Here is a 16,772-nt window from a genome sequence, read left to right on the forward strand (position 1 = left end):
ACAAGTGATTAACTATTTATTATTAAGCTTAACTTGTATTCCCTTTTCAAGATAATTATAACATGCTTGAATAAGCATAGTGACTTTAGAAAACTTTTCTCGCTTGATTGTTACAATAACACGCCTTTCATCTAATTCACATCTCTCTTTTTTAACTAATCCTTTCAAAATTAAACACTTTAAAATCGGACTAACCGCAAATATCGGGTGATGGAATTCACCCTGTAATTCTTTAACCGTCAATTGACCTTTATGCAGATTTAATATTCCTAAAACGTATAACTCTTCTAATGATAATTGACACATATTTAAATAACACTTTAGATTTCGCAACAATTCTTGTGACGACAATAAATACGATACATAGTCACAACTAAAATCAAATGTGTATTGACCAAAATAACGTTCAATATAGTCACTAAGCTCATTATTCATATATTCTATTTTATCTATATGCATTTTTTTAATCGAAATAGTCAATTTACGTTGATCCCTTTGATCTCTTCCTTTCAATAGCCATTGATGATTGTTTAAATAACTTAACATTTGAAGAAGTGCCATCTTAGATTGGATTTCTTTCATTTTTAATAACCTATCTATTGAAGCGCTATTGGAATCAGAATTATCATATTTAACTAATAGATTTAATAGTTTCACTTGAGTCAAAGTGAGATGAAATGAATATTTCAACATATCATTAATGACTTTCAACATTAGTATGTGTGCAGTTAAACGCTTAACTTTAAATTTAGACATCTTTAAAACCTCTCTTAAACCATGCCTATATCTCAAGATGATATTTCAAATGAACAATACTATTGCTTGAGACCATTAATGAATGATCATAAATATTTCTTTCTATAAAATTAGCTTTCCAATAACTGTGTTGTTGCATAATATCATTCACAAGTACACCATTTTCGGAAGTATGATTATCTTTATCTATACTTAAAACAATTTGTTTAGTTTTAGCATGGCTAAATTGTTGAAGACCCTTACACGATAAACGTATAGCGTCTGAATTCTCATTTAACAATGCGGCTGGCAAACAAATGACACATTGTACTTCATGTTTGAACTTCGTTACAATCATCGTGTCATTTTGATAAATAACAATCCCTCGTAATTGATTAAGTATATTTATGATAAAAATGAAAATTGATAATCTAGTCAAATTTATTTCTTTGCTCGCTTCACTTATAATTGACATGTGAATAATAAGTCCTCGAAATTTTGTATAATTTGTCAAAAGTTCAGTAACCTTATTAATATCAGAAATTGTGATTTTTTCTTTTAAGTCATTATTCTCATTAATCAAATCTACATCACATATAATTTTAGAACGTGCAATAGACACCTGTTCTATTTGTCTTAGCGGTAAGATAAAATAGTCTATTAGATGATCAATTTCTTTATCATAGCGCGTATTCAACTCATTTGGTTCCAGATGATATATTAATTCAAATACTCCTATATAATTATCTATTAAACGTTTCAGTTTTTGAATTGCAGTAGTATTTAAGTCGTTAATTAAAAATGCAATCTTACATCTATTACTCTCAAAAGTCATATTAAAAATTGTAGCTACTAGCTTTTCTATCTTGCCTCTTTCAGTACTCGTTAACAATTCCTTATATTCATGTTTAATACGAAATACTACATTTACATTGTAATTCACTATCTTTTGAAGTAATAAAGTGATTTGTTCAATCGATAGCTCACTGCTTGTATCTAATGTAACAATTATATGCAAGTTTTCAGGATTAACACCTAATCTTTGAATGATTTGTTTAATAGTATAGTAATCCATCCAATAAAAATTACTTCCTTTAATATAGATGTTTTTAGGTTGATACATTTGACTCCTTTTTGTAGGCTCAAAAGGTATATCAATCTCGCGCATACTTGAAGAACTTTGATTAGTATCATCAAATAATTCAATTATATTTTTATCAATTTCAACTAATTGGGAATGGTTAATTGAATGAGATGTTGGACTATATCTTTTTCTAATTAATTTAGGAGTGTCACCATACGTTTCTTTAAAGAGGTGTATAAAACGAGAATAATGATTAAAACCATGACTACTTGCTATTTCTTCAATTGGCTTCTTAGAAGTTAAAATATCAATTAAGCAATGCTCCAGTCTAATATGATTTAAATATTGAATAAAATTACTATACGGTGTCGCTTTAAACATGTCACTTAAAGCTTTGTTTGTGATACTAACTTGATTAATGACATCTTTCCTATTTATCTTTTTATGGTGGTTGTTTGTTAAATAATCGTGCACTTCTTCGGCTACTAAATGACGACTACCATCGTATGTATTTAATGACATTAATTCAACACACATGTAATTAATAATCTTATCATTAGCATTATAAGGCTGTTGTTTAATTTTGCTGTAGATTAAATACTTAATCAAGATTCTAAAAGTGCTAGCAACCTCATTTGTTAATATCTTGCCACGCATCATATAGTTTGCATTCATAAACTTCAAAAATGTCTTTGCACTTACTTCAACAACACAACATACACTATCATCATGACCATCAATTTGATACAAATCATTCAACATAATAACGGTGACATCATTTCTTTTTATATCATATTGTTGTAGATTGATTGAAACTACACCTGTACCTTGTAGCCAATATATAATTTTTAAGTTTGCTTCCTTCACACTACTCATTTTCATACTTTTAAAAATATGTAGTGAATAATTATCTGTCATCTTACATCCTCACATATACAAATATATTGATTTACTCCTGTTTGTCTTTCTAAAATCAATTGTCAACATCTAATATTCACTACCAATTATATCGCCACATGTTTTTTAGCAGTAACAAAACATAAATCGATTATATCAAATAATACTTTTATTAAAACATTTTTTATGCTAAATTAGGATATTTTATCCATTAAATATACATTTTTATCCAAATACCAAAGCTTTCATAATCAAAGAAACTTGATCGTTCGTGTCGAATTTTTATGCATTTTCTGATTAAAAGTCCTATATTATGCACAAAATATACATTTAGAATTTTCAGTAATATTACAAATTTGTAACAGACTTATTTTCGAAACATTCAGTTTTCACAAAGAATGCCGTAGTTATAAGTTTTGCAAAATGCAAATTTCTATACTTTTAAAATTCTATTGTGTCAAGATATTGGCAAAAAATTACAAAACGTTAACAAAGCACACAAGGACGCTAATTTCTGTTATAGTCTTTCTTGTCGTTTAATTACGAGAGATAACTTATAACATTAATTTTGTCACACGGACATTACGAAAATATTTTAGATTTAAAATTTTTAGGAGGATATTTTTAAAATGAAGAAAATCGCTACAGCTACTATCGCAACTGCAGGATTCGCTACAATCGCAATTGCATCAGGAAATCAAGCTCATGCTTCTGAGCAAGATAACTACGGTTATAATCCAAATGACCCAACATCATATAGCTATACTTACACTATTGATGCACAAGGTAACTACCATTATACATGGAAAGGTAACTGGCATCCAAGTCAATTAAACCAAGATAATGGCTACTACAGCTATTACTACTACAATGGCTACAATAACTACAACAATTACAACAACGGTTATAGCTACAATAACTACAGCCGTTACAACAACTACTCAAATAACAATCAATCATATAACTACAATAACTATAATAGTTACAACACAAACAGCTACCGTACTGGTGGTTTAGGTGCAAGCTACAGCACTTCAAGCAACAATGTTCAAGTAACTACAACTATGGCTCCATCATCAAATGGCCGTTCAATCTCAAGTGGTTATACTTCAGGACGTAACTTATACACTTCTGGTCAATGTACATACTACGTATTTGATCGTGTAGGTGGTAAAATCGGTTCAACTTGGGGCAATGCAAGTAACTGGGCTAACGCAGCTGCAAGAGCTGGTTACACAGTGAACAATACACCAAAAGCTGGTGCAATTATGCAAACAACTCAAGGTGCATACGGTCACGTTGCATACGTTGAAAGTGTTAACAGTAATGGTTCAGTAAGAGTTTCAGAAATGAACTATGGTTATGGTCCAGGTGTTGTAACTTCACGTACAATCTCAGCTAGCCAAGCTTCATCATATAACTTCATTCACTAATTTGTGATGAAAGTGAATTAAGCCAACAAGGTTTCAATAACCTTGCTGGCTTTTTTAATTTCTATGAAAAAAATCGAATTGGTAAAAATCTCAAAATTTCGATTTTCACCAATCCGATTCACTCTGTAATAAAGAATAAACAACATACAGCCATTGACACACCCAAATTTAGGCGCGTCAAATCGGCTATACATTGATAAATTTTTAGTTAAAGTACTTACAAATATACTTGCCTTCAAATTCTCAATTAATTTAGTCATTACAAATCATGACATAAAACTTACATTACATATATTAACATGTTCCGCTACAAAACATATTCAGTATATGTATAGAGGATATTTATTCTAAGTTAAAACCTTTTCAAATTATAACCGCTACAATTATAAATGATTAAAGTGTTTCAACATATTATATATATTCCACGCTCACATTAAGTTAAACGTGAATTCGATGACTTTTTAATACCTATCCCTGTAAAACCATAGATAATTGCTATAATTGCGCATAAATAACATGGTACTGTCCATATGAAAAATTCTCCAACAGAGACATGAAGTTGATTCGTATAGTAAATACCTGATGTTCCCCATGGTATTAAAGGTAAGACCATCGTACTTGAGTCTTCAAGTGTTCTTGATAAAACGGAACGAGAGACTTGGTATTTTTCGAACAAATCTTTCATTAACACACCGACCATAATAATTACAATCGAAGCAACACCTGCAGCGAATACAAGCGCAATACAACAAATAACAGTAATACATATTAAACTTCCTAAAGAATGGATGCCTTTAGAAATAGTAGTTAATAAGACTTCTAAACATCCTGCTTTTTCTACAATACCTGCAAATGCATATCCGCAAAAGATCGTTACTAATATTTGGGTCATACTCATCATACCACCCTGTTCTATCAAGCTTTTCACACCGGATGAAATATGAGACTGATGTATCATTGAGTCGTTAAAACCACTAAATGTTGCTTTGAAACCATCTGTCATTTTGAAATGATGATTAAAAGTCCCCACTATAATGGCAGAAAAGCTTGATATTAGCATAGCTGGCACTGTAGCCATTTTAAATAGCAAACAAACAATGATCACAATTAAGGGAACCCAGACCCATATGTTAATTTGATAAATCTGTGCAAGCTCTGACAACAAAGTTTGGATCTGTTTATCATTTGAATGCCCTTTAAATTGAAATCCAGCAATAAACCATACTAATAAACCTATGATTGACGCAGGTATCGTCGTCCACATCATCGAATGTATATGTTTAAATATATTAACTTTAGTAACAAGCGCCGCTAAATTAGTTGTATCTGATAATGGTGACATTTTATCGCCAAACACAGCCCCAGCTATAATAGCACCCGCTGCCATCCCTGGAGGAATCCCCAATTGATTACCAATAGAAATAAGTGCAATTCCTGCAGTTGATGCAGAGCCCCATGCTGTACCAGTTGCTACAGATGTAACAGCACTTATAAAAAAGGCTGATATTAAAAAATAGCTTGGATTCAATAAATCTAAGCCATAATAAATCAAGGCTGGCACTGTGCCAGAAAACATCCAACTGCCTACTATAATTCCTACCGCTAGTATAATTAAAATTGCAGGCATTGCAGTATTTAAACGTTCTGCAATGCCTTTTTCTAAATCTTGCCATGTTAAGCCTACACGTTTTGCAATCCATGTGGCATATGCTGAGGCAATAATTAATAATACTTGAATTGGAATATCAAAAAACACAAAGCCTGTTACAACAACAATAACCATTACAATCATTGTCGAAATTGATTCTAAAAAGGTTGGTTTTCTTGTCATCATCTATCGTCCCCTTCGCTTATTGATGAGAAACCTCTTTTCTTCAATTTATTGCTTTTGCATAATACTATATCCTTTTCTATCTTCAAGCCATCATTTATTTTAAATATTTTTCTAAATCAAGCTTATCTAAACCAATTTCTTCAACTGTTAAGCCTTCCTCAAAGAAGTCTCTCTCTAAAATAGTTGATGCAATTACAATTACTGCATCTATATTTGGTGTCGGTACATCAATAACACGACCTAAGCTTGACCATAATACTAAACCATATGCAATATCTTCAGTTAAATATCTGCTTTCTACATGATTTGGTCCTGGAATTTGTGAAAATACTGGGCTTGTATTAAACAAACGATTTAATGGTTCATCTTCTTTATCACGTTCTAAATAACCACGTTCAATACGTGATTCTTTAGCTGTTGATAATTCAAAACCTAATCTACGGCCTAAATTTAAACGTTCTAATTCGATTGCATGAAGTAATCTAACTGTATGTTTAGTAATTCCTTCTTTATATAAAGCGAACTCACCAGCATAATCAATGCGACCGACATTCAATAATGTTGGTCCTGGATGCACTTCAGGATTACCATTTTCAAGATTTGTTTTAATTAAGCTTTCCTCTTTTACTAAATGATCATAAATACTTGAAACTTTGTCATAACAATCATTTAGACAGCTTCTATCATATGTTGAAAAGAAGATACGACGTACATTTAGAGATAAATCAACTGCTGCATTTTCAAAATCGACACGCGTACCATACGTCAACGTATTAGCTTCCGCTAATTGTGGTTTTGTTTCAATATGTCTATCTTCTAAAACATTCATAAAACGAATTGACCCCATTGCTGCAGCCATGTTGAAGAATATCAACTGATTATCAGTTACATGCTCTGCCATTACATCAGCATAATACTCTATGTATGAAGATGGAATAATCACTTGAACAATTTCAGCATCTTTTAAAACATATTCCATATCATCACTAATATCAGTGAATTTTACGAAACGTTCATCACCTTCATTATTAAAATCAAATCCGCCCTTTTCGATTGCGTTTTGAAACTTACTTATAGATTGATTACGACAATATAATTTAACATCGTGGCCTTTGCTCACCATATCTACTGCTGCCGTAACTGCGCCATTTCCTGATCCTACAATTGCTATTTTCATAAACAACCCTCTTTCTATCTTTGGTTAAAATTAAAAACAAATTATACGTAAGACAATATAAAAATGATGCGAATTCATTACGCATCATTATAAATGTTAAGTATATATAACCTTAAATTAACCTATTTAAACGCCGACGTCCACCAATTATTTTTATTTTTAATAATTGTTTAATAAACATGTTTATTTTTGATTATATTTTGTTATAGTTAAAGATAATATTACAATTTTCAAAGGAGTGTCTAATATGACAACTGAAATGAACGATATAACACATCATCAACCGAATCGCAAATCCAATGATGAGAACATTATGGCGATGCTTATCTATTTATTAAGTTTATTCACATCTATTATTGGGCCACTGATTATATGGTTATTGAAAAAAGATGAATCGAAACTAGTTGATCGTGCTGGAAAAAATTATCTTAACTATACGATTTCATATATTATTTGGTCTATCGTTTTAGTCGTTATCACTTTAATAGGCGTTTTCCTAATTGCTACCGATATTGATTTCATTATCATTATAGGTTTCATCATTACATTTATCGGTATTTTATCCATATTCGCTTTCTCAATATTATCTTTTGTATTCACAATTATTGCGTGTGTCAAATATTATAATGGCCAAGAATATGTAATACCTTTAACAATTCGATTTATTTAAACATATTACAAATAAATATTTCCTATTAATTATCTGTTAATCTCATTGTAACTTTGACTAATTTTTATTACAAAATTAGTCAAAGTTTTTTTATTCTTTTACAAATCAATAACATTCCCCACAAGAAGCATTAATTTTGTTAAAGTAACTATTGTCATCAATTCGAGATGTAAGAATAAAACAGTCGCTACGTTTTATTTATAAAAAAAGATATAGAACTTTGGAGGACTTTATTCATGAAAAAATTAGTAACAGCAACTACGTTAACAGCAGGAATCGGTACAGCATTAGTAGGTCAAGCACATCATGCAGATGCTGCTGAAAATTATACAAATTACAACAACTATAACTACAACACGACTCAAACTACAACGACTACAACAACTACGACAACTACATCATCAATTTCTCATTCTGGTAACTTATACACTGCAGGACAATGTACTTGGTATGTATATGATAAAGTAGGCGGAGAAATCGGTTCTACTTGGGGAAATGCTAATAATTGGGCTGCTGCTGCACAAGGTGCTGGATTCACAGTAAACCATACACCTTCTAAAGGCGCTATCCTACAATCTTCTGAAGGACCATTTGGTCACGTTGCATATGTAGAAAGTGTAAACAGTGATGGTTCAGTTACAATTTCAGAAATGAATTATAGTGGCGGACCTTTCTCAGTAAGTTCTAGAACTATTTCTGCAAGTGAAGCAGGTAACTACAACTACATCCATATTTAATATAAACACGATGATACATATTGTCTTGAAACTTAATTCTAGTACATATGTCATCAAAAAACTTTGAGCTTTCCTTTATAGGAGAAGCTCTTTTTTTGCTATTTTTCGTTGCCACCTACTTATTTATATTTACTCCCATATTCATAATATTATTTTTTTCAATACTATTAACTTTAAAACTATGTTATCTAATTTAATTAATCCAGTTTTTCCACATTACAATATTCATAGTTCTACAGTGCCTAAGTTATATCACCTCCATCAAAAGTACACGCTTACATCATTGATACACAAGACATCATGACATAGTTGTATACTGTCTAATCTTCTACTATACTAAGATAAAAGGAGTGATCTTTTATGGAAAAAGTTTATGTTGCTGGTGCAATACCAGAAGTAGGTTTAAAACTTTTACAAGAACATTTTGAAGTTGAAATGTATGAAGGTAAAGGATTAGTCGATAAAGACACTTTAATTAAAGGTGTTAAAAACGCGACTGCCTTAATTAGTTTATTATCTACAAACGTTGATAAAGATGTTATCGATGCTGGTAAAGACTTAAAAATCATTGCCAACTATGGCGCTGGTTTTAATAATATTGATATCGAGTATGCCCGAGAAAAAAGTATAGATGTTACAAACACACCTAAAGCATCAACAAACGCGACTGCTGATTTAACAATTGGATTAGTACTTGCAGTAGCGCGTCGTATTGTTGAAGGCGACCAATTATCACGTACCACTGGATTTGACGGATGGGCACCTTTATTTTTCAGAGGTAGAGAAGTATCTGGGAAAACAATCGGCATTATCGGTTTAGGAGAAATTGGTAGTGCGGTAGCGCGTCGTGCAAGAGCATTTGACATGGATGTACTATACACAGGACCTAATCGCAAAGAAGAAAAAGAACGAGAAATCGGTGCAAAATATGTAGATTTAGATACACTATTAAAGAATGCAGATTTTATCACTATCAACGCTGCTTATAATCCTAAAATGCATCATTTAATTGATACAGAACAATTTAAAATGATGAAATCTACGGCGTATTTAATCAATGCCTCTCGTGGTCCAATCGTGCACGAACAAGCACTAGTGCAAGCATTGAAAGATAATGAAATTGAAGGTGCTGCACTTGATGTATATGAATTTGAACCAGATATTACCGATGACTTAAAATCACTTAATAATGTAGTATTAACACCACATATTGGTAATGCTACATTTGAAGCACGTGACATGATGTCTAAAATTGTTGCTAATGCTGCAATTAGTGCCGTTCAAGGTGAGAAACCACAATTTATCGTTAACTAATAATTGAATTTATTATAATGACATTATAAAAACAAGAACCCCCATATGTTGAGCTCTCGTTTCAACATACGGGGGTTTTCATATTGTTGTATTATTTTTCTTTCGATTTATATAAGAATTTAGTTTGTCCAGCTGCTAATGCATTTGGCATCATTTTCATAATACGATTTCGAACTGCAACAACTAAACGACTACGATATTGGGCAATTTTACCGATTTTTCTAGAACGCTTAATTACTTTTGCAGTATGTTTGACACGTATTTTATCATAACGCTGTAATGCTTTTTCAAAGTCGTATGCGTTAAAACAATTTACTAATACAATAGCATCTTCCATTGCTTGTCCAGCACCTTGCCCCATATTAGGCGTTGTCGCATGTGCTGCATCTCCTAGTAAAATAGTACGACCATAAACAAAAGATTTGAGTGGTTTCAAATCATAAATATTATGCAATAAGATACCTGTTTCACTTTGTTTGTCTAATATCTCTCTAACTTCATTTGGATAGTGATTAAAGTATGCTTGCAAATGAGGTTTACCAAACGAACTATATTTATGATTGTTTTCCTTCGAGTTAATTGTAATGAACCAATATGCTTGATTATTTAATAACGGAACAATACCTACTCTTCCTTTTCTTCCCCAGTATTCTTTTGCACAATCCGGATGCTTTAAATCAATATCATCAATTAAACCTCTAAAGCATGTATACCCTTGATATAATACTTTACTGTCAGCATTTACAGATTGTCTCACTTTAGAATGAATTCCATCAGCACCAATACATAAATCAAATGCTTCACTTTCTTGTTCCGCGAAATGTATGGTAACTTTATCTGTCTCATTATCTATATGCGTGACTTCATGATTTGTAAATATTGCATCATCTTTTACATAAGATTTAATAATGTCAATTAATGTTTGGCGTGGTAACGTCACATTCAATGTATTACTTTTTAATTTAACAGTAGTTAACGGGCGATCTTTGTCATCTAACACTGTCATTGTAGATAAGATTTGCCCAGCATTTTTAATACCTTTAGCTAAGTCATGATTACCTAGTTTTTTAAGCACATTATCTCCGATACCAATCCCAGCGCCAATTTCTTTAACTGACTCATTTTTTTCAAAGACTTTAATAGTATGACCTTGTTCTTGTAATAATGCAGCAGCTGTTAATCCACCGATGCCTGCACCTATAATTGCTATCTTCATATTGTCACCTCTATATTTTTCATTCTTTTCTATTTTATCACATGCACTATTGTTTAAAAATGACTCTTGGAACTAACGTTTCATTTTTAAAGACTTAAGTGTATTATCTGCACCATTGTATATTACATGCACATTTAGACAGCAATATTCATTTACATAATGTACATTTGTAACAATGATGTGGGAGCTTGGGACATAAATCAATGCCCTAGGGTCTATAATATTATATTGGTAGTAGTTGACTGAATGAAAATGCGCTTGCAACAAGCTTTTTTCAACTCTAGTCAGGGGCCCCAACACAGAGAATTTCGAAAAGAAATTCTACAGGCAATGCGAGTTGGGGTGTGGGCCCCAACACAGAGAAATTGGATTCCCAATTTCTACAGACAATGCAAGTTGGCGGGGCCGCAACATAGAAGCTGGCGGAAAGTCAGCTTACAATAATGTGCAAGTTGGCGGGGCCCCAACATAGAAGCTGGCGGAAAGTCAGCTTACAATAATGTGCAAGTTGGGGTGGGACAACGATAAAGAAATACTTTTTCTATAGAAATTAGTATTTCTTATGCATGAGTTTTACTCATGTATTCCTATTTTTAAGTACACATTAGCTGTGGCTAATGTGTAAGAACCACTACATAATAAATCATTAGTGGCTCTTTATCATTTCTGTCCCACTCCCGCGTTTTTGTTAGGTTAAAATCCATTTAACTAACACACTCAGAATGCGCTAAAGGAGCTCGAAACAATAAATTGTTCCAGCCCCTTTAAGCACCGATGTCTTATTTATAATATGTTTGTCTAATATCATCTTTCTTTATACCAAACTGCTTATAGGATTTATCCATTAATTTGGCAATTTTATCTGCCCAGCGAATGTCACTCGCATATTGATGTTGCGCAGGATTTTCTGGATTCCATCGCATTTGATATAAATTCAGTTGATTGTTTTCAAAATATTCATTACGAATGAACTTTGCACCACCAAGTATCGCCTTATCTGGTGATGTCCATTGTTCCTTTTCAGCATAACTTTTCCCACTACGAACAGCACTACTATCGAATGCTCCTATACCAAAAAAGTTGTAATAGCGTTTTTTTCCATCTTTAATGCCTTTTGCTAATTCTGATTTGCCGTTACCTGTTTCTACTAATGCATGGCTAACAAGATAAATGACATTAACCTCATATTTTTCTTGAGCTTCTAGAAAAACTTTCCCTCGATTTTCTAAAATCCCCTTACCTTTTAGCAATTGGTTAACTTCAGATTCCGACATTGGCACTTTTTCTGTGATATCCATATACTTCATATCATTGTCTTTATGTGAAATAGTCATTGCTTTAGCAATTTCATTATTATTTGCTTCAACAAATTTACCATCCTCTTCTTTTGTCTGTACAATACCTTTCCCTTGTTGCATTGAAACAGCCTCATCAAAAGAGTAATTCACATCATTTTTAAACAATTTAGTTTCATTCACGATGAGTAATATAGCAAAAACAACTAAAATAACTATCAATAGTAGCGTTGAAATGCGTAACTTGAAATTCTTCTTCATATAGACAAAACCTCATTTTTCTTACTTAGACAATAAAAAATATGCCACTACAATCGCTAATATTACGATTAAAAAAGAAGCGTTAACGATTACTTTCATCGTTGTTCTATCTCTGAACATCATATTAAAGACAACTAGACTAATTGATAATGAAACAGCAAAAAAAGTAATAGCTAACACTAATTTCATCATAAATAGACAGACTAAACCTATGACTAATAATGTATTAGAAATTACAGCTGACGTTTTTAACATTCTCGAATTAATATGCACTCACCCTTTTTATTTAAATAACTTACATAATCATAATAATACATGATGTTTCATAGCCCTGTCGATGGTTGATTATCAATAGCACATTATTTTCTCGATTCTCAAAAATATTGTTTAAAGTTTGATGAAGACTCGGATACAAATAATATTTCAATATAACTTAAAACAGTGCCCCTACACCAACATGCAAGAACACTGTTATATTCAAAGACAAAAAAATCGGAAAGATGAAAACTAAAAAACTTTTACATCAATCCGATTTATTATAGACCCATATTAATCTTCTCGAGACATACCTTTTAGCATATTAAGCATATATGTTAAACTACGGTTCATGTCGTCATCTTTTAAAACGCCTAACAGACTTCTTACAGATGTCTTCGCATTAGGACTCGCTTGATTTGCAACATGTAATCCTTTATTAACTTTATTAAGGAAGTCACTTAAATCTGATACATTTAATTCACCTAATAAAAATACCATTGAAGCCATATTTGTTAATAGACCAGTATAGATATCTTTGTTGAGCTCAACAGCAAATTTATTAATAATCACTTGACGTCCTCTAACTGCGCCATTTAAAGCATCTAATATTTTAGCATCATCTAACACTTTAATAAGTTTGATTACTTTTAATATACTATCTTTATTCGCTGCAATTGCCTCTGTAACTTCATTTATACTTTCTAACTTAATTTGTTCTTCTGATTTTTCTAAGCGTCTAATTTTAGAAGATATTCTCTCAGCCATTATTTATCCACCTGATTTCCTGGGAAAACATAATCTGGACGTTCCCATTTTTTCTGTACTTGAACACTGTACTGCGGATGACGTTTTTTATTGACACGGAAATTATTAGGGTTCAACGGTGACTTACCACGTTTCGTAATTACCTCCAAACGACAGCTTGTACGTTTATAAGATGGTGTATCCGTGTATTGATCAACATCACTATTAGTTAATAAGTTAATTGCACCTAGATCTCCATTTTCCATCGCATCATTATTTAATGGAATATAGATTTCTTTACCTTTAACACGATCTGTCACATGAACTTGTAATACCGCTTCTCCTGTTTCAGATATCAACTTAACTTCTGCACCTTCATGAATGCCTCTATCTTCAGCAAGTTCTGGAGAAATTTCAACAAATGCACGTGGCACTTTGTATTTAATCATTGGTGTTTGATAAGTCATATTACCTTCATGGAAGTGCTCTAACAATCGACCATTATTTACATGAATATCATAAACTTCATCTTGCTTAAAGTAATTATCAAATGATAATGGGAATAACTTTGCTTTACCATTATCGAAATTAAATCCTTCTAAATAAAGTATTGGTTCATCTGTACCATCTGGATGCACAGGCCATTGTAAACTATTAAATCCTTCTAAACGTTCGTAGCTTACGCCAGCATATAATGGTGTTAGTCTAGCAATTTCATCCATAATTTCGCTTGGATGTTTGTAATTCCAATCGAAACCTAATTTATTAGCAATTGCTTGGAATATTTTCCAGTCAGGTTTAGAATCACCTAATGGTTTCAATGCTTGGTATAAACGTTGAATACGTCGCTCAGTATTCGTAAAAGTACCATCTTTTTCTAATGAAGGACTTGCTGGTAAGACAACATCTGCAAATGTAGCTGTAAATGTTAAAAATTCATCTTGGACTACCATGAAATCTAATTTTTCAAAAGCAGCTTGTACAAAATTAATATTTGAATCTACAATTCCAGTATCTTCTCCATATAGATATAATGAATGAATTTCCCCATCATGGACACCTTCAACCATTTCATGATTATCTTTACCAACTTTAGGATTCAATTTAACGCCATATTCTTTTTCGAATTTAGCGCGAATATCGTCCGCTTCAATACTTTGATAGCCAGTAATTTTATCAGGCATACTACCCATATCACTACAACCTTGAACATTATTATGTCCACGTAATGGATACGCACCTGTACCAGGTCGACGATAATTTCCAGTAACTAATAATAAGTTCGAAATTGCTGTACTTGAATCACTTCCAATGTCTTGTTGTGTGATACCCATTGCCCAACAAATGACAACGGACTCTGCTTTGGCACATTCTTCAGCGAACTTAATCAACTCTGCTTCTGGAATACCAGTAGCCTCTTCAGCGAATGCCATTGTAAATGTTTCTAATGACTTGTAATATTCATCAAAATCTTCAACCCACTCTTCGATAAAGGCTTTATCGTGTAAGTCATGATCAATGATATATTTCGTCACTGCGCTTAACCAAGCCAAATCTGTACCTGGTTTCGGTTGATAAAAACGATCTGCGCGTTCAGCCATTTCATGTTTTCTAATATCAAACACATGTATTTTTTGTCCAAATAATTTTTGAGCACGCTTCATGCGTGATGCAATAACCGGATGCGCTTCGGCTGTATTCGTACCAATCAATACAGACATTGCTGCTTTTTCTAAATCTTCAATACTACCTGAGTCACCACCGTGTCCAACCGTTCTAAATAAGCCTTTTGTTGCAGGTGCTTGGCAATATCTTGAACAGTTATCAACGTTATTAGTGCCAATAACTTGTCTTGCTAATTTTTGCATTAAATACGATTCTTCATTCGTCGCTTTAGAAGAAGAAATGAATGATAGTGCATCTGGGCCATACTTTTCTTTAATAGATGTAAAATTATCTGCAATGACATTTAATGCTTCATCCCATTCTACTTCATGGAACTCACCATTTTTCCTTACTAATGGTTTCGTTAAGCGTTGATCTGAATTAATATGTCCCCATGAAAATTTACCTTTAACACAAGTCGCAATTTTATTTGCTGGAGAATCATGTGATGGTTGTACTTTTAAAATTTCTCTATCTTTAGTCCAAACTTCAAATGAACAGCCCACACCACAATATGTACACACTGTTTTAGTTTTCTTAATACGCTCTTTACGCATTTCTGCTTCTGAATCTGAGATTGCAAATAGTGGACCATAACCAGGTTCTGCTTTTTTAGTTAAATCAATCATTGCCGCTAATGAACCAGGTTCCGTATCAGTCATATAACCCGCATTACCTTCCATGTTAACTTCCATCATCGCATTACACGGGCATACAGTTGCGCATTGACCACAAGATACACATGACGATTCATTAATCGGTACATCATTATCCCAAATGACACGTGGATGCTCACGATCCCAATCAATTCTAATTGTTTCATTTACTTCAATATCTTGACATGCTTCTACACAACGCCCACATAAGATACATTGATTTGGATCATAACGATAAAATGGGCCGTAATCTTTTTCGTATGGCTTCTCTTTATATTCATACGTTTGATGCTGAAGTCCCCATGCATCCATCGTATTATGAATTTCACAATCACCATTATTATAATCACATACTGTACAATACAGCATATGCTTTTCTAAAATTCGATCAAGCGCTTCTTTTTGAGCATCTTTCACGTCATTATTCACTGTATTTACTGTCATTGGACGATCAATCACTGTACTACATGAACGTTCAATTTTACCATCAATCTCAACAGTACATGTATCACACGTTTGTATTGGTCCCATTGATTCGTTATAACAAATTGAAGATACAAAAGTATCTTGCGATTTAATGAATTCAAGTAAATTTGTACCTGGTTCTACAAGATAATCTTTACCATCAAGCGTGACCACCAAATGTTCTTGCATACTATTCACCCCATCTATATATTTTTCCGTAAATGACTTTTAATAAATTGCCTAATTTCCACCTAAAATAAAGATGCCCCACACATCTTTCAGATAGAATCAATATAATTGTATTACTTTAAGTGTATAATGTTAAGCGTAT

General features: G+C 32.4%; 14 protein-coding genes. 4 read left to right on the forward strand and 10 right to left on the reverse strand.

The genetic code is table 11. The features are described 5' to 3' along the window. Window positions 1–12: 12 nt before the first annotated feature. Together JV528_RS02785 and JV528_RS02790 are read right to left on the reverse strand one after the other, a co-directional pair. Window positions 13–756, reverse strand: a complete 744-nt coding sequence (locus JV528_RS02785) for a SarA family transcriptional regulator (protein WP_000032844.1) — start codon at window positions 754–756, stop codon at window positions 13–15. A gap of 25 nt (window positions 757–781) precedes the next feature. Next, window positions 782–2,737, reverse strand: coding sequence for a helix-turn-helix transcriptional regulator (locus JV528_RS02790; RefSeq protein WP_000131809.1), 1,956 nt, complete (start codon window positions 2,735–2,737; stop codon window positions 782–784). A 608-nt stretch (window positions 2,738–3,345) separates the two neighbouring features. Between JV528_RS02790 and JV528_RS02795 the strand changes: the two genes are divergently transcribed. Beyond that, window positions 3,346–4,149 (forward strand): CHAP domain-containing protein, encoded by an 804-nt coding sequence (locus tag JV528_RS02795; protein ID WP_000717382.1) that lies wholly within the window; start codon window positions 3,346–3,348, stop codon window positions 4,147–4,149. A 17-nt stretch (window positions 4,150–4,166) separates the two neighbouring features. Here the strand turns inward: JV528_RS02795 and JV528_RS02800 are convergent, their stop codons facing one another. The 3 genes from JV528_RS02800 to JV528_RS02810 form a co-directional block, all read right to left on the reverse strand. Next, the gene (locus JV528_RS02800) at window positions 4,167–4,409 is read right to left on the reverse strand and encodes a hypothetical protein (RefSeq protein ID WP_041204333.1); all 243 of its coding nucleotides are present in this window, start codon (window positions 4,407–4,409) and stop codon (window positions 4,167–4,169) included. Window positions 4,410–4,582: 173 nt separating this feature from the next. After that, the gene (nhaC, locus tag JV528_RS02805) at window positions 4,583–5,983 is read right to left on the reverse strand and encodes a Na+/H+ antiporter NhaC (protein ID WP_204177259.1); all 1,401 of its coding nucleotides are present in this window, start codon (window positions 5,981–5,983) and stop codon (window positions 4,583–4,585) included. A 94-nt stretch (window positions 5,984–6,077) separates the two neighbouring features. Further along, window positions 6,078–7,160, reverse strand: a complete 1,083-nt coding sequence (locus JV528_RS02810; RefSeq protein WP_000684567.1) for an NAD/NADP-dependent octopine/nopaline dehydrogenase family protein — start codon at window positions 7,158–7,160, stop codon at window positions 6,078–6,080. 247 nt (window positions 7,161–7,407) lie between these two features. Here JV528_RS02810 and JV528_RS02815 point away from each other — a divergent pair, with 247 nt between their 5' ends. From JV528_RS02815 to JV528_RS02825, 3 genes are all read left to right on the forward strand, one after another. Further along, entirely contained in the window at window positions 7,408–7,830 is a 423-nt protein-coding gene (locus JV528_RS02815; RefSeq protein ID WP_000206098.1) for a DUF4870 domain-containing protein, read from the forward strand. A gap of 236 nt (window positions 7,831–8,066) precedes the next feature. Then, complete coding sequence (locus tag JV528_RS02820; RefSeq protein ID WP_000737705.1) at window positions 8,067–8,567, forward strand: CHAP domain-containing protein; 501 nt, start codon at window positions 8,067–8,069, stop codon at window positions 8,565–8,567. A gap of 360 nt (window positions 8,568–8,927) precedes the next feature. Beyond that, complete coding sequence (locus JV528_RS02825; protein WP_000417015.1) at window positions 8,928–9,881, forward strand: 2-hydroxyacid dehydrogenase family protein; 954 nt, start codon at window positions 8,928–8,930, stop codon at window positions 9,879–9,881. A gap of 91 nt (window positions 9,882–9,972) precedes the next feature. On the opposite strand, the gene JV528_RS02830 is transcribed toward JV528_RS02825, so the two are convergent. The 5 genes from JV528_RS02830 to fdhF all read right to left on the reverse strand — a co-directional run bounded on the left by JV528_RS02830 (window position 9,973) and on the right by fdhF (window position 16,630). After that, window positions 9,973–11,097, reverse strand: coding sequence for an FAD-dependent monooxygenase (locus JV528_RS02830; RefSeq protein WP_000684154.1), 1,125 nt, complete (start codon window positions 11,095–11,097; stop codon window positions 9,973–9,975). Window positions 11,098–11,876: 779 nt separating this feature from the next. Continuing rightward, window positions 11,877–12,653, reverse strand: coding sequence for an N-acetylglucosaminidase (locus JV528_RS02835; protein WP_000739218.1), 777 nt, complete (start codon window positions 12,651–12,653; stop codon window positions 11,877–11,879). A 21-nt stretch (window positions 12,654–12,674) separates the two neighbouring features. Then, on the reverse strand, window positions 12,675–12,908 hold the full coding sequence (locus tag JV528_RS02840) for a hypothetical protein (RefSeq protein WP_000921246.1): 234 nt from the start codon (window positions 12,906–12,908) through the stop codon (window positions 12,675–12,677). 294 nt (window positions 12,909–13,202) lie between these two features. Further along, entirely contained in the window at window positions 13,203–13,676 is a 474-nt protein-coding gene (locus tag JV528_RS02845) for a helical membrane plugin domain-containing protein (protein ID WP_000840806.1), read from the reverse strand. After that, a complete protein-coding gene (gene fdhF, locus JV528_RS02850) occupies window positions 13,676–16,630 on the reverse strand; it encodes a formate dehydrogenase subunit alpha (protein WP_204177261.1) in 2,955 nt (984 codons plus the stop codon). Before fdhF ends, JV528_RS02845 begins: the two co-directional genes overlap by 1 nt. Window positions 16,631–16,772: the final 142 nt, after the last annotated feature.

The organism is Staphylococcus sp. GDB20D11A, from assembly GCF_016893255.1.
GTDB classification, from domain to species: Bacteria; Bacillota; Bacilli; order Staphylococcales; family Staphylococcaceae; genus Staphylococcus; species Staphylococcus aureus.

Bases quoted from the DNA above. Each gene is read 5' to 3' on its own strand.
- JV528_RS02785 (WP_000032844.1), bottom strand. From the start codon at position 756: ATGTCTAAATTTAAAGTTAAGCGTTTAACTGCACACATACTAATGTTG.
- JV528_RS02790 (WP_000131809.1), bottom strand. From the start codon at position 2,737: ATGACAGATAATTATTCACTACATATTTTTAAAAGTATGAAAATGAGT.
- JV528_RS02795 (WP_000717382.1), top strand. From the start codon at position 3,346: ATGAAGAAAATCGCTACAGCTACTATCGCAACTGCAGGATTCGCTACA.
- JV528_RS02800 (WP_041204333.1), bottom strand. From the start codon at position 4,409: ATGACTAAATTAATTGAGAATTTGAAGGCAAGTATATTTGTAAGTACT.
- nhaC (WP_204177259.1), bottom strand. From the start codon at position 5,983: ATGATGACAAGAAAACCAACCTTTTTAGAATCAATTTCGACAATGATT.
- JV528_RS02810 (WP_000684567.1), bottom strand. From the start codon at position 7,160: ATGAAAATAGCAATTGTAGGATCAGGAAATGGCGCAGTTACGGCAGCA.
- JV528_RS02815 (WP_000206098.1), top strand. From the start codon at position 7,408: ATGACAACTGAAATGAACGATATAACACATCATCAACCGAATCGCAAA.
- JV528_RS02820 (WP_000737705.1), top strand. From the start codon at position 8,067: ATGAAAAAATTAGTAACAGCAACTACGTTAACAGCAGGAATCGGTACA.
- JV528_RS02825 (WP_000417015.1), top strand. From the start codon at position 8,928: ATGGAAAAAGTTTATGTTGCTGGTGCAATACCAGAAGTAGGTTTAAAA.
- JV528_RS02830 (WP_000684154.1), bottom strand. From the start codon at position 11,097: ATGAAGATAGCAATTATAGGTGCAGGCATCGGTGGATTAACAGCTGCT.
- JV528_RS02835 (WP_000739218.1), bottom strand. From the start codon at position 12,653: ATGAAGAAGAATTTCAAGTTACGCATTTCAACGCTACTATTGATAGTT.
- JV528_RS02840 (WP_000921246.1), bottom strand. From the start codon at position 12,908: ATGTTAAAAACGTCAGCTGTAATTTCTAATACATTATTAGTCATAGGT.
- JV528_RS02845 (WP_000840806.1), bottom strand. From the start codon at position 13,676: ATGGCTGAGAGAATATCTTCTAAAATTAGACGCTTAGAAAAATCAGAA.
- fdhF (WP_204177261.1), bottom strand. From the start codon at position 16,630: ATGCAAGAACATTTGGTGGTCACGCTTGATGGTAAAGATTATCTTGTA.